Genomic DNA, 14,608 nt, shown 5'->3' with positions numbered 1-14,608 from the left:
TCGCCGGCAAGGCTTTTTTTATGCTGCTGCTTATTTCATTTGCAATTGTAATCCAGCTTTTAACGTCAAATGATGGCACCAGCCTTATTGGCTTGGTATAATAGTAAGAATGCAAGTGAACGGAAAGGAAGCGGGTGAATGTCTATGATGCACCTCAATGAAAAGCTGCACGCGCTAATTGAGCAACAACTGAACGTCCATGTTGAGACGACGATTATGAAGCGGGGCTGGCATTATTACATGGAAGGTAAAGTGAACAGCGCGAATGAGGGGAGCCATGATCATCTTTATGGGGTCGTGCAAGGATCGGATCTTTATGCGGTCATCCTTGATGCTGGTCAGCTGCGTTATAGCTCATGTACTTGTCCCTATACAGGATTTTGCAAGCATATGGCTGCTGTTTATTTTCAATATTGCAGTCAGCAGGAAGGGGGACATACACTGGCAGAGCGATCCTATTTTCGCTTGCTGGGGTTGTCTTCCGCGAGTGCGCTGCTCAAAAATACACAGGCTGCAGCACCGCCGCCTGAAGCAGCGCCTGCTTTGCCTCGCGAGCCCGGTGAACAAGCGTCAGCTGAGGAGTGGCTGGAATGGATGGAAGCGACACATGGCGACGTTTGGCGGAAATGTCGGCACTCTCTCCATGCCCTTCAACCATTATTGTCCTCATTAAAGGGGCTAGCTAAGGATTGGGAAAAAAGGATGCAGCGTTTGCATTGGTCAACAGCCATCATCTTTGTGCTGGAGCAAGCAGAGCGAGCGATTAATACGGTGGACTCGTTCAGCAGATATTATCATGAAATGTCGTTCATCCGGATGGCAGAGCCTTGGGTGGAGCATTTATATACATTGGTATCCGAGCTAACTCCCGAAGCAATGGAGCTGCGGGAAGAAGCTTGGGCGGATGCATTAATCGCTCGAGTGAAAGTATGGGCATCGAGTACCGAAAAGCAGCTTTTTGACTGGGAGTATATCTATTTAGTTTTATGCGAGAAGCTTTCAGAGAGCCGCAGCTGGTTTGAGCGGGAGTTAGCTTCGATGGTTGAGCTGTCGATGAATGAAGATGTCGAAGACGTCAATAAGGCATTTTTGCATACTGCGATTGGCATCATGTATTTTTTTGACAAACAGGATGAGAAGGCAATTGCAAATTTTGCATTAACAAGCTTTGAGCGCTCTCAAAAAGTGATGTATCCTTGCGCCGCCCAGCGGATGGAAGAAGGAAAATGGGAGCTTGTAGAGCAGTGGATGAGCTTCTTGTTCGAGCGAATCAATAAATCGAAAAACGGCCGTTCGGTGGGACCGTTCGTTACATTATGCCGAAGAGCAGATCTTGACCGGCCTGAGATGCCGATATGGACCGATTATATGAAGCAATTGCTGCCCCATTCTTATTCAGAATTATCTGACCATTGGCTGGGTCAGAAGCGTTATGATGAATGGGCTGATTTGCAAATGCTGATTGGATCAAGCCCTGAGGATGTCGGCGCTCATGCGCTTCGAGAAATTGCTAAGCTTGCGCCTCGCGCGCTAATGCCCATGTACCATCAATCGGTTGAATCGTCCATCCAATCACGGAACCGTCAAGGCTACCGAATTGCGGTTAAGCAGCTTAAGAAGCTGGAGCGGTTATATAAAGCGGATAAAGATGAAGTGAGATGGAATCAATATATTTCTGGACTTGTAAGTAAGCATCAGCGATTGCGAGCATTTCAGGAAGAGCTGTGGAAAGGGAAAATAGTTACATGAGAACTTACATTGGCGCGCGCAAGTTGACGATAGACGGATTTTGGAACGAAGAAGAGGGTACGTCCATTTGGTTAAGCGCTGTCGATCGCAAGGATTCCGCGGATGGCAAGCTGCGATCCTTATTGTTCGCATGGCACAAGGCATCTTGGTATGGAGCTGATGTCGAGGAAGTCAGTGTTGGTGAGCGTAAGATGCTGAAGGTTCCTCCGCTCCTTGCCATTGATTATTTATCCTCGCCTCAGCATGTTCGCTTGCTTCAAGTAGAGTGGACGGAGCGTTTGACGGTCTTGATGCAAATGGCAGAGATAATAAGAATTGCGCTTCTTAATGGTTGGTATATGCCTGATTGGGAGCGTTGGACCGAAGAGAAGCGAAGCTGGAGAATGGCTATTCCTGAGCAGGATGCCGAGCGCAACCAGCAATGGAATGCTATTGTAGCAGCTGCTAATCAGAACGGCGATAAAGGAATTGAACAGTGGATTAGCGGAGCAATTGAGCAAATGATTGAAGAAAACGAACAGGCTGCACAGGCTTGGAGAGAAATAGGCAATGCTTCTGGAGAAGCGGTGCTGAGGAGAAAAGCAGTTGATGAGGAAGATTGGCTCATTGCCATTGGGCTTAGGAAGGATGTCCTTCCATTCCGAATTGCGCTTCAGCTGGTGGAGCCGCAGGAGTCATCCATTTGGAGGCTTCGACCCGCTCTGCAAAATCGTGATGGAGGACCGTGGCTGCCTATTCGCCAGAATATCAGTGAGGAAGGCTGGGAAGCGGATACGGATGATGGACAAATCATTCCGTCAGAATGGCTTCCGCTTCTAGATGGCAAGCTGGCTAAGGAGCAGCAAAAATGGATGAGTGCTCTGCCTGATTTAACAGAAGCGGAAAACGACGGCAAGCTAAGATACACCTTATCGGATAATGAAGCATGGAAGTTTCTTGAGCATGCAAGCGTTCAATTGCTGGAGGCAGGTTGTCCGGTCTTATTGCCTAGCTGGTGGGAAGCGGTACGCAATCGCAAGCTTCGTTTGAAGGCGAAGATGAAATCTTCAGTTGGCTCAGCAGCTCAGCCCATGTTTGGACTTGATCAAATCGTACAATTTGATTGGAAGCTGGCTCTTGGTGATGTGAATTTGACCGAAGCCGAATTTCTGCAATTGGCAGAGCAAAACCGTCGTCTCTTCAATGTCGGAGGCGAATGGGTTCATTTGGATCCACAAGATGTGACGCAAATTAAACAGTGGCTGAAGCGGATGGGTAAGCGCAAAGGACTATCTTTCCGTGATGTGCTGGAAATGCATTTAAGAGGCGGCATCCCGCTCGATGACAGCGGTGAGCTTGATTCGTCTATGGACACGGAAGTTGAGCTGAATGACCATCTAACCGCATGGCTCACGCAGCTGCAGCAAATTAAGGAAATACCGCTGGCGGAAATTCCAGCGACGTTTTTGGGAGAGCTTCGACCATACCAGCATGAAGGCGTATCGTGGCTGCTTTTTCTTAGGAAATTCGGGCTTGGCGGTGTGCTTGCAGATGATATGGGACTCGGAAAAACGATTCAATTTATGGCTTACCTTGTTTATATTAAGGAGAAGAAGCTTCAAATGGGAGGGCCCTCGCTGCTTATTTGCCCAACTTCAGTAATAGGCAACTGGGAGAAGGAGCTCGAGCGTTTTGCTCCTTCGCTTAATGTCATGCTGCATTACGGCAATAAACGGGAGAAAGGCGAATCTTTCCGCGATTCCGTTTCAGGGGCAGATTTGGTCATAACTTCTTACTCTTTGGCACAGCTGGATGAAGAAGATTTGTGTTTAGTGGATTGGGATGCTCTTTGCCTCGACGAAGCGCAAAATATTAAAAACGTATATACAAAACAATCTACAGCAATAAGGAGACTGCCTTCGAATCATCGCCTGGCACTGACAGGAACGCCGATGGAAAATCGATTGACAGAGCTCTGGTCGATCTATGATTTTATAAATCCGGGTTATCTTGGCAATATGACCGAGTTCCGCAAGGAGATCGTCACACCGATAGAGAAAACACGAGATGAGAAGCTTATTGCTGGCCTTCAAAGCTGGGTTAAACCATTCATGCTGCGGAGAATTAAGAAGGACCCTTCGATTCAGCTTTCTTTGCCGGATAAAAATGAAACGAAGCTGTATATGACGTTGACAGCTGAACAAGGTGCGATGTATGAGAATTTAGTCGCAGACCTCCTTGAGAATTTGGATAAACTAGGTCCGATGCAGCGCAGAGGTCTCATTCTTGCAGCTTTAACCAAGCTGAAACAATTATGTGATCATCCTTCCCTGCTTAATCATGAGGATACCGCGGCTTTATGGGAAATAGAACGTTCGAATAAAGTAGCAAGGCTGCTTGAAATGTGCGAGGAAATAGCTGCCGAAGGCGAACGCTGCCTTATTTTTACCCAATATATCGATATGGGGCACCAACTGAAGCAGCTGCTTGAGGAGCGTATTGGATTACCGGTTCCGTATTTGCATGGCGGCGTGCCTAAGGTGAAGCGGGATCAAATGATTGAGCAGTTTCAAAATGCGGAGGAGCCGTGCTCTGCATTTGTCCTTTCACTAAAGGCGGGGGGAACGGGTCTTAATCTGACCGCCGCAAACCATGTTTTCCATTTTGACCGGTGGTGGAATCCTGCCGTTGAGAACCAAGCGACCGACCGGGCATTTCGAATCGGCCAGACGAAAAAGGTTCAGGTGCATAAGTTTATTACACTCGGAACGCTTGAAGAGAAGATCGACGAGATGATTGAGCGAAAGCAGTCGCTTAACGATCAAGTGGTCGGTCAATCGGAGCAGTGGATTACGGAAATGTCTACTGAGGATCTTAGGGAGCTTTTTGCACTGCGAAAAGGCTGGCTAAAGGGATGAGGGATATAATTGTCGGATGGCAGTTTACGTGCAAAACAAGAAAAATTGCAGCTTGAAGGTCAAAAAACGAATAGTGAAGATAAAACATCACATAATGAAAACAATATTATAGCGGAAAATAACCATATTCAAGGTTCTATTCCAGAGTGGCAGCGATTTTATGAGGTTGTTAGAGGGATAACGAAGGATATGCGTTACTAAAACGTAAGATTAATTTACATAGCCCGTCGGGAAAAGTAACCCGACGGGCTATAAGATTTTATCCCTCTTTTGAAAAATGAGAGAATTGTCTCCCTAACTCGTCGTTTTTTTGACCTCCTTTCAATTGATTCTGCAGGACTATAATAAAGGTGCGAGGCAAACAAGCAACACCATAAACGAGGAGGTCTTCCCAATGAAAAAGAGATCTACACTAATTGCCACTACGCTGCTTTCCCTTATGATTGTCGCATCGGCGTGCGGCGGTAACAATGCTGGTAAAGGAAATGAAGGCGCTGCAACAAATGCACCAACGAATGCAGCAACTGATGCTCCAGCAACCGATGCACCAGCAAAGGACGTAACATTGTCCCTTCGCCACACTCAAATTAAAGAAACAAGCAAAACTCGTTTGAAAATTCTTGAAGATGTTGTTGCAAAAACACAAGACGAAAATAAAGGCCTTACTTTCAAGCTTGAAGGTATCGACGAGATCGTTAACCGCGATCAAAAGCTGAAAGCTGAAATGGCTGCTGGCAACCCTCCTGATATTTTTGAAGTATTCGGTGGAGCAGACCTTAACCTTTATGTAAAAGCTAACCGCATGCTTGACTTGACACCAATCATTGCAGAACTTGGTCTGACAGACAAATTTGCAAGCTTGGACGAGTTCACTGTAGATGGCAAAGTTTATGGCCTTCCTTTCGGCGGATATAGCGAAGCGATTTTCTACAACAAGAAAATTTTCTCTGAGCTAGGTTTGGAAATTCCTACAACTTGGACGCAATTGGTTGAAATCTCCGAAAAAATCAAAACAGCTGGCTACACACCACTCGGTTTGGCTGCTAAAGACGGCTGGGTAAACGGTATGCTTTGGAACACAGTTATGGAGCGTAACGTTGGTATCCAAGCATTCAGCGATGTTGTTGCTGGTACTGCAAAATGGACTGATCCTAACTTCGTTAAAGGTCTAACTTCATATGCTGAGCTTGTTAACAAAGATTTCTTCACTAAAGGTGCTCTAGGTCTTGCTTATGCTGATCAAGGCGCGCAATTGCTTTCTGGTAAAGCTGCAATGGTATTCACAGGAACTTGGGATGCTAACCGCTTCTCAGGCGACGAAGCTGGCGATCTTAAAGGTCAAATCGGTTACTTCGGCTTCCCGTCAATCGAAGGCGGCGCTGGCGACCAAACTTCAATCAACGCTTCATACTCAAACGGCTTTGGTTTCTCTGCTACGCTAACTGAAGATCAAATTGCAGCAGTTAAGAAATTTATCGCTAACTTCTATTCCGAAGAGGTTCAAAAACGTACTTTGGTAGAAGACAAATTGCTTCCTTCTTTGAAACTAAGCGATCTATCTGGTGTTGACCCGCTTACAACTGAAATCTTGACGGTTATGGCTAACGCTTCCAGCTCATGGAAAGCATATGATGCAATCGTTCAACCAGCAGTAGGCGCTGACATTAACGTTGGTATTCAAGAGCTTATCGGTAAAGTAAGCACACCAGAAAAAGTAGCTGCAAAAATTCAAGCATCGCAAGATAAAGCGAACGCAGCTAAGTAATCGCAACACATTACATTCGATCCTGCTATGCAAGAGGGTGTGCTTCCTTCCTGGAGGGCACCCTCTTTTAACGCTAGGACAAAAGGAGGACATTATGAACAGAGCGCTCAAAAATCCGATTACTTACGTGGCGTTCATTATTCCGACGCTTGCTTTATATGCTTTGTTTTTTGTTTATCCCGTTATCGTATCTTTTTTTTACGGTTTCTTTCGTTGGGATGGCATTACTGAGAAGGTGTTTATCGGATTTGATAACTTTACGAGATTGTGGCAGGATGAAATTTTTAGAAAAGCACTTTTAAACAACTTTTATTTCATGGCGTTTTCCCTAATCGTGAACATTCCGCTCGTCTTCTTGATTTCAATCATTATTAGTAAAGTTAGACGGATGCGTGACTTTTACAAATCGGCCGTATTTGTGCCGGTTGTTATATCGACGGCTACTGTAGCCATTTTGTTCGGCGTTTTGTACAACTATGATTCAGGAATGATCAATCAATTAATTCGTCTAGTTGCACCGGAAAGCTGGGCGCGCGAATGGTTGTCGGATCCCAAGCTTGCAATGCTCTCGATTCTTATCGCGAATGCATGGCAAAATATCGGCTTCTTCATAGTACTTTGTTTGGCAGCAATTCTAAACATTCCGAAAGAAATTATCGAAGCTTCTAAGCTGGATGGCGTAACCGGCTGGCAAGAAACATGGATGATCACATTGCCGCTCGTAAGACCAATCCTATTTGTAATGCTGCTTCTTTCTGTTTCGGGAACGATGAAGGTGCTTGATATCGTACAAATCATGACGAACGGCGGTCCTTTCCAATCCACAGAAGTTATGGCGACTTATATGCTTAAAGTTGGCTTCCGCTCTCTTGAACTTGGATATGGCAGCGCGATCGGTGTTGCGATGTTCATTATTATTTTGATTCTTACGGGTATTTTACAGCGCATCACAAAAAGCGAGGAGGTGCAGTACTAATGGAACGTTCCCGAGGCACACAATGGTGGATGCATACATTTTTAATGGGGTATGTTGCAGTAGTGCTCTTCCCTCTGTTATGGTTATTCATGTCATCATTCAAAACAAACCGTGAAATAACAGTAAATACATGGTCTTTGCCAACTAGCTTTAACTTCGATAACTATATCGCTGCTTGGGAAACGGCTAATATTGGTAAATATGCGCTGAACAGTACAATTGTAACCGTTGCAGCTTGTGTATTGACGCTCCTTTTTGCAGCGATGACTTCATTTGCGATTGCGCGGATGAAATACACGAAGATGAATAAAGCTGTTTATAATTTCATTTTACTTGGCCTAATCGTCCCAGCGGGTGCATTGTTTATCCCGTTGTACCGTTTAATTCAAAAGATCCATTTGTTTGGACAGCCATTATACGATACGCATTGGTCATTAATTTTGGTATACACCACATATGCTTTGCCGATAACCGTGTTTATTATTTATGCATTTATGCTTTCGATTCCAAATGAGCTTGAGGAAGCTGGCATTATGGACGGGCTAGGCGCAAGCGGTTTGTTCTTCAGAATTATTATTCCGATTTCGATGCCGGCACTAGTTACTGTATTTATTTTAAATTTCATTGGCAACTGGAACGAATATATTTTGTCCCAACTATTTATAACATCTGAATCACTCAAAACACTGCCAACGGGTATGGCAACCTTTAATGATGGCTACCGCACAAACTTTGCATCGCTGTCTGCTGCGGTAATCATAAGCATTATTCCGGTCCTAGTTGTGTATGTGTTCTTGCAGCGTCAAATCATTGAAGGTATGACTGCAGGCAGTGTGAAGGGTTAAGAAAGAAGGAGCCTCCTAGATGAACTTGAGACCGAAATTGATGCTTGCATTCATATTTCTGATCGTCATTCCGATGATTGGCCTCGGCATATTCTCATTCATTAACTCTGAGACGCTGCTGGAGAAAAAGTATAGCGAGCAAACCGAAATTTCGCTCAGGGCTGTAGGAGGCAATATTCATTATTTCTTTCGAGAGCTTGATCAGCTATCCGATGGTAATTTAACGAGCACAGAGGTGCAGGAAACACTGAAATACAGCTCGTATAATTCTAATGATGCCGGCACGCTCATTCAAATTAACCAAGCAGAGAAAGAAATGAAACGGATTTTGTTCCAACATCCCGCTGTCAGCTTTGTTGTGCTGTACGCGAAGGATGGCACGATGTTTCGCTCTTATCGCAACGATCCGACGACGTTCAAACCTATTTCCTTCGATATGCTCAAACAGCATTCCGTCTATAAGGATGTTATGAATCTTGGCGGACGTCCGCTTTGGATTGGACCTTATGAACAGCGTGAGCTGACAGGTGTTGAACCGCCACTATTTACACAAATTCGAGTCGTTAAGGACATTGAGTCATTTAATGATTTGGGCGTAATGATTACGCAGTACAAAACGGAAGAAATATCGAGCATGCTCAAAACCTTTCAAAACCCGCAATCCAATGCAGCTGAAACAAGATACCTCATTGTCAATAAAGCAGGCCTTATTATGCTAGACAGCAAAAAAAAGATGGATGGTCATAATATAAATGAACAGACCGATTCATTGCCGCAGCACACGAATAACTACAACAGCTCGCGAGAAAAGTTTGAAGGAATAGACAGTCTTGTTTCTTCCTATCAATTGGATCGCAATGGTTGGATACTTGTGTCCATAAAGCCTTGGGATTCACTTACTAACGAAAATGTTCGGTTTGTCCAGTGGATTGGAATGATTACGGTCCTTGGTTTGCTATCGGCGGTGTTGTTCAACGTCTTTTTTGTTAACCGAGTAGCCAAAACGATCATTAAAGTGGTTCGTAAAATGAGATTGGTTGAGCAGGGATTACTTGATATTCGAGTAACAGCTCAAGGTAAGGATGAAACCGTTCTACTGGCCAACAGCTTCAATAGTATGGTTGAGCGAATCGGCAATTTGCTAAGTGAAGTGCGCAGAGAGCAGGCACGTAAGCAGCATGCGGAAATGATGCTTATGCAGGCACAGATTAAACCGCATTTCCTATTTAATACGCTTGAATCAATTAATGCTCTTGCAGCACAAAATGAAGGCGCAAAAATTATGTTGATGGTGCGCAGATTAAGCAATTTGCTTCGCACAAGCATGCATCAATCCGAAGAAATAAGGATCAGCCAAGAAATTGAGCATGTCCGCAGTTATTTGGAAATTCAGAAATACCGCTTCGAGGAGCTTTTCTCATACGAATTGAATGTCCCGGCAGAAGCACTTGATTTCTCCATACTAAAGCTTTCGCTTCAACCGCTCGTAGAAAATAGCATTCAGCATGGGTTTGATGGTTATGAAGACGGACAAGGCAGGATATCGATTGATGTAACTGCTGAGCCTCATCAGATCGTCATTATGGTTCGTGACAACGGATTAGGCATGAGCTCCAGAGTGCTGACTAAGCTGTCAGCAGAGTCAGACTCTGAAAGCAAGCAGACGGATGCTGCGCAAATGGGTGAAAGAAGAGGACTTGGATTACGAAATGTTGCAGATCGCTTGCGCATACATTATGGTCCTGCGTTCGGTTTGTGGATTTGTAGTCAAGAGGGCAGCGGGACCGTTATTCGCTGTGTAATTCCGAAGAGCAGAGGTGATCAGCTATGACGGGTAAAGTACTCCTAGTTGACGATGAGGCACATATTACGAGAAATTTAGAAAAAGTTATTCCCTGGGAAATGCTAGGGCTCACCGTTGGCGGTACAGCTAAAAATGGTGTTGAAGCGTTAGAGCTTATGGAGCAGCAACACTTTGACTTATTACTGTGCGATATTCGCATGCCGGTTATGGACGGTTTGGAGCTTGTTCGGCATATCCGTGATAAAGCAATGGCTTGCGATATTATTATGCTGTCGGGATATCAGGATTTCGCTTATACGCGAACAGCAATTCAATTTGGCGTCAATGATTACGTCTTAAAGCCGATACCTTATGATGAATTGACAGGTGTTATTGCTAGAGTGATGTCTACTCAGCGCAGTAAGCAGAAGCTGCAGCAGGAAGAGAAGCAGAAGCTTGGCCGGATGATCGATCTCGCTAGCGAGAAAATTTTGTACGATATTATTATGGATTATACCGATGTTACTGCAGATAATTGGCTCTTGACCGGAGATGAACAGCAGCTCAAGCGGCAGCAGTTCGTCTTAATTGTGCTTGATCTTGATGTAAGCTCGGAGAAGACGAAGGATTGGCGCGACTGGTCCGATAAGGAAAGAAAGCTGTGGAATTTTGCTGTATGTAATGTACTGCGTGAGAAGCTGCAGCAAAATGGGCTGCATCATGCGGTTATTCAAATTCGAGATGGTGAGTGGTGTGTACTCATTGAAACGGAGAAAACGGCTGAATTTGATATTGCCTTCATTAAAAACTGGGCAGACATGTTGTTGTCTGCGATTAAGAGCCATGTAAAGCTGAATTTATTTGCAGGTATTTATCATAAGTTTGCAGCGGTTGCTGACTTATCCCAAGCCTATAAGCTAGTACAGCAAGGGATGCAGCTCACGCCTGTCCATGATATTATCGCCATTTATCCATCTGCTCAGCAAAAATCATCGCAAGCAGATCAAGCGTTTTGGGATACTGCGGAAAAATTAATTGGAGCGGTTAAACGCGGGGATACGATAAGCGTGGACAGCGAGCTTCAAAGTATTACGCTGCTGCTGCAGCGAATGAATGAGCCTTCATTAAACCGTGTGAAGCCGCTGCTTCATTTCTTTGTCCTGCATCTTATGCGTGAGATGAAAGAAATGGGCGTATTTACTCGCGAGCAAGAGGATATGCTTTGGCGCAGATTGGATCGCCGCTTTGGCATTAAGGATTTATTATCAGTTATTCGTCAAGTTACGAATACGGTCTCGGAGAAATCTATGGATAAGAAAAAGCAATCGGAACGTTCAATGGCTGAAGCGAAAGCCTTTTTGGACCGCAATCTTTATCGCGATCTAAGTGTAGAAGAAACGGCAACTCATGTCGGTTTAAGCACCTCTTATTTTAGTTTATTGTTCAAGCAGACTTTTGGCGAAACGTTTATCGAATATGTAACGCGGCAGCGGATGGAGCGCGCGAAGGCAATGCTTGGGGAATCGCTCAAGAGTGTTGCACAAATCGCGAAGGAAGTCGGTTATGCGGAGCGGCGATATTTCACAAAAGTATTTATGAAATATACAGGTGAGAATCCTACCGATTATCGTACGAGACGGCAAGAGGGCGGACAACATAACGAGGCTTTAAATGAGCCGTCGTAATAGGGTTGATAAGTGAAGGGACGGGGAAGCATTGACGACAACGCGTGAGTGGGATAACTGGAGCTTGAAGAAGAAGGTTGGACAATTATTTGTATTTGGTTTTCATGGCTTTGAGCCAACGGCGCAAATCAAACAGTTAATTGAAACGAGCGGCATTGGCGGAACGATCTATTTTTCCCGCAATGTGAAGGATGCTAAGCAGGTGCACAAGCTTAGCGGCGAGCTTCAAAGCATCGCAAGAAAAGCTGGCAATCCGCCTCTATTCGTAGCGATCGATCAAGAAGGCGGCATGGTTGCAAGACTAGTTGACGGTGTAACGCTTATGCCGGGCAACATGGCACTTGGTGCAACCGGCGATAAGGAGAGCGCTAGAGAGACAGCATTTGTATGTGGTGAAGAGCTTCGTCAATTGGGTGTTACGATGAATTATGCGCCTTGTATTGATGTTAACAATAATCCGGATAATCCCGTTATTAATGTACGTTCGTATAGCGACCGCTCTGATGTTGTTGCGGAACTCGGAGCAGCCGCAGTAGCAGGCTATCAAGCTGCACGAGTTGCTGCGACAGTTAAGCATTTTCCAGGGCATGGCGATACGGCGGTGGATTCCCATCATGCGCTGCCGATATTGCTGCATGGGCGTGATCGGTTAGACGCGATTGAGTTGAAGCCGTTCCGCGCTGCAATTGAAGCAGGTACGGACTGCATTATGACAGCGCATGTTTGCTTGCCTGCGCTTGATCCATCAGGCGTGCCATCGACTTTGTCAGAGCCTGTCATCACGGGTTTACTGCGCAAAGAGCTTGGTTATGACGGGATTGTTGTGACAGATTGTTTAGAGATGGATGCGATTGATAAAACCTATGGACCAGAGCAAGGCGCTATTAAGGCGCTGCAAGCGGGAGCCGATATGGTGCTGATCAGCCATACATTTGATAAACAATGGGCTGCCCTAGAAGCCGTTGTGCGTGCTGTTGAGAATGGTGAACTTGCAGAAGCTCGTATTAACGAGGCGCTTAATCGGATTATGACACTTAAGGAGAAGCTTGTGCTTGAGGAGCCTTTGCTGCCGTGGTCACAAGTGGAATGGGAAATTGGTACGGAAGTAAATCGAGCTGTTGCAATTAAATGGAGTGAGGCTTCAGTTACGCTAGTAAAAGATGAAGGGCCATTGCTGCCATTAAGCCGCGAGAAAAGCACGCTCGTATTGTGGCCGAAAATAGTACCTGTTTCGGTAGCTGACGAAATGCTTTCAGGCGACGGCTCATTAGGTCACTTTCTTGGAGAGTATGGAGCTAATATCGTCGAGCGTCAAATGGATGATGACCATCCACTCGCTGATTTGGAAACATTCTCACAAATCGTCGTTGTCACTTACGACGCTTCCAAGCATCCCGTAGAGCGCGATATTGCACGCGAGGTCGTAAAATTGGCACCGGAGCGTACGATAGCTGTGTCGGTTCGGAACCCGCTTGATCTATTGCTATACCCGGAAGTAAAAACGTACATGGCAGTGTATGAGTGTCGTCCACTCGCGCTTGCTGCTGCTGCGAGAGTATTGTTAGGTGATCTTAAGCCGCAAGGCAAGCTGCCGTTAGAAATTTCGGCTGCGTACCCATTCGGCTGGAGTGCTGCTGTTCATAGCTAATATAAACCAAAGCCGGGCCGCGAGATATATCTCGCGGCTATTTTGTATGGAACACTTATTGTCCAATTAAATTGGAATAGGTTAAGTCATGCAAAATATAAGCAAGGAAAAAAACAACACAGTCATTCTCATAGCGATGCTGAACCTTAACCAGCTGGTTATAATAAGTATCAGCGTAATGAGGATTATTTCGCATCTCAAGGCTTGCTTTGATTAAGGCGTCCAGCTTGTCAGAAATATCAACGAGCTCACCGTTTGCATCTGCTGACTTGCTGTGCACAATGAACTCGGTCATATCTTCATGAAAAAACGATGGAAGCTTATTAATCATGAACTGAGCGGTTTCTTTCTCGTATTGCTCGAAAGCGTGTTTAATGTCTGGATTATTGTGCTTGAAATTCGATACAACATCGCCGGATAAAGCTTCAGGTAAATCATGAAGGGCAGCTTTGGCGAGCAGCTTATAGAGATCGATATTTTTATTGCCGAAGCGCTCGATTTCAAGCAGCCCATTAAACAAAGCAAGTGAAGCGACTCGGAAGGAATGTGTCGCATCATTGTCTGGAACGAGATTATAGCTGCCGTTCCATCTTTTTACGGTATCGAGATTCATAATGTATTGGATAAATTCATAAAAGCCATCATGTTTATCGTACTCATCGAGCAGCCAGTGTAGGGATGGAAGCTCTGTGCTTCGCAGCACTTGTTCGAGCTCCTTATATTTGGCATGAAAAAAAGGATTCGTGTCATAACGGGATTCTCTGTGACAATACAAATAGGCATCCAGCGTATCGATGGCATCAACTAAGCGTCCAATAGGTGAATCATCTTGTGCATGGACGATAAAATCGAAGGCTTGAGCCTGTAGAGACTTGGATAGGTACGAGACAATCTCCTTGCTAAGTTCCATCTCGAAGTCTCGGATATGATTCATAACGAGCGATTCTTTTTTGGTGACATGCTTAATGGAGCCGGTGCCCGTGTTTTTGAGATCACCCCATAAGCATCTTCCGACAAGCTTCAGCTTATCTAACGGCTGCTTGAATATTTTTTCTTCAATAATACCAATCAAAATCGACAATGCAGCGCATCTAAAGCTATGAGCGGAGGCGTTATCCTCAAATCGTGGAGCGTATTCGCTCCATCTAGGTACATATTGCATCCGAATGATCGTATTGGTGAATTTACCGTTTTTCATAAATCGGGCTCCTTTTTAGTCGAAGTTCAAGAGTTTCCGTTCATGTGCGGAGTGTCTATGTT

General features: G+C 45.1%; 10 protein-coding genes. 9 read left to right on the top strand and 1 reads right to left on the bottom strand.

What is annotated here, in order from left to right:
• Positions 1–138: 138 nt before the first annotated feature.
• The 9 genes from AC0VYE_RS24330 to AC0VYE_RS24290 all read left to right on the top strand — a co-directional run bounded on the left by AC0VYE_RS24330 (position 139) and on the right by AC0VYE_RS24290 (position 13,348).
• Entirely contained in the window at positions 139–1,749 is a 1,611-nt protein-coding gene (locus tag AC0VYE_RS24330) for an SWIM zinc finger family protein (RefSeq protein WP_076270210.1), read from the top strand.
• On the top strand, positions 1,746–4,646 hold the full coding sequence (locus AC0VYE_RS24325) for a DEAD/DEAH box helicase (protein ID WP_475443152.1): 2,901 nt from the start codon (positions 1,746–1,748) through the stop codon (positions 4,644–4,646). The genes AC0VYE_RS24330 and AC0VYE_RS24325 overlap by 4 nt, the downstream gene beginning before the upstream one ends.
• A gap of 9 nt (positions 4,647–4,655) precedes the next feature.
• Positions 4,656–4,847, top strand: a complete 192-nt coding sequence (locus tag AC0VYE_RS24320) for a hypothetical protein (RefSeq protein WP_475443151.1) — start codon at positions 4,656–4,658, stop codon at positions 4,845–4,847.
• Positions 4,848–5,040: 193 nt separating this feature from the next.
• Positions 5,041–6,411 carry an extracellular solute-binding protein gene (locus AC0VYE_RS24315; protein WP_076270207.1) on the top strand — a complete coding sequence of 457 codons (1,371 nt, stop codon included), beginning with the start codon at positions 5,041–5,043 and terminating at the stop codon, positions 6,409–6,411.
• Positions 6,412–6,505: 94 nt separating this feature from the next.
• Positions 6,506–7,387: a carbohydrate ABC transporter permease gene (locus AC0VYE_RS24310; RefSeq protein ID WP_076270206.1), complete on the top strand. Its 882-nt coding sequence runs from the start codon at positions 6,506–6,508 to the stop codon at positions 7,385–7,387.
• Positions 7,387–8,232 (top strand): carbohydrate ABC transporter permease, encoded by an 846-nt coding sequence (locus tag AC0VYE_RS24305; RefSeq protein WP_076270205.1) that lies wholly within the window; start codon positions 7,387–7,389, stop codon positions 8,230–8,232. Before AC0VYE_RS24310 ends, AC0VYE_RS24305 begins: the two co-directional genes overlap by 1 nt.
• Before the next feature lie 19 nt (positions 8,233–8,251).
• A complete protein-coding gene (locus tag AC0VYE_RS24300) occupies positions 8,252–10,063 on the top strand; it encodes a cache domain-containing sensor histidine kinase (protein ID WP_339204018.1) in 1,812 nt (603 codons plus the stop codon).
• Complete coding sequence (locus AC0VYE_RS24295; protein ID WP_076270203.1) at positions 10,060–11,700, top strand: response regulator transcription factor; 1,641 nt, start codon at positions 10,060–10,062, stop codon at positions 11,698–11,700. Before AC0VYE_RS24300 ends, AC0VYE_RS24295 begins: the two co-directional genes overlap by 4 nt.
• A 31-nt stretch (positions 11,701–11,731) precedes the next feature.
• Entirely contained in the window at positions 11,732–13,348 is a 1,617-nt protein-coding gene (locus AC0VYE_RS24290) for a glycoside hydrolase family 3 protein (protein WP_475443150.1), read from the top strand.
• Positions 13,349–13,403: 55 nt separating this feature from the next.
• Here AC0VYE_RS24290 and AC0VYE_RS24285 read toward each other — a convergent pair whose 3' ends face one another.
• Positions 13,404–14,546 (bottom strand): YfbR-like 5'-deoxynucleotidase, encoded by a 1,143-nt coding sequence (locus tag AC0VYE_RS24285; protein ID WP_475443149.1) that lies wholly within the window; start codon positions 14,544–14,546, stop codon positions 13,404–13,406.
• Positions 14,547–14,608 lie beyond the last annotated feature (62 nt).

The organism is Pristimantibacillus sp. Z349TD_6, assembly GCF_056173205.1.
This window is presented reverse-complemented; position numbering and strand designations above follow the sequence as displayed.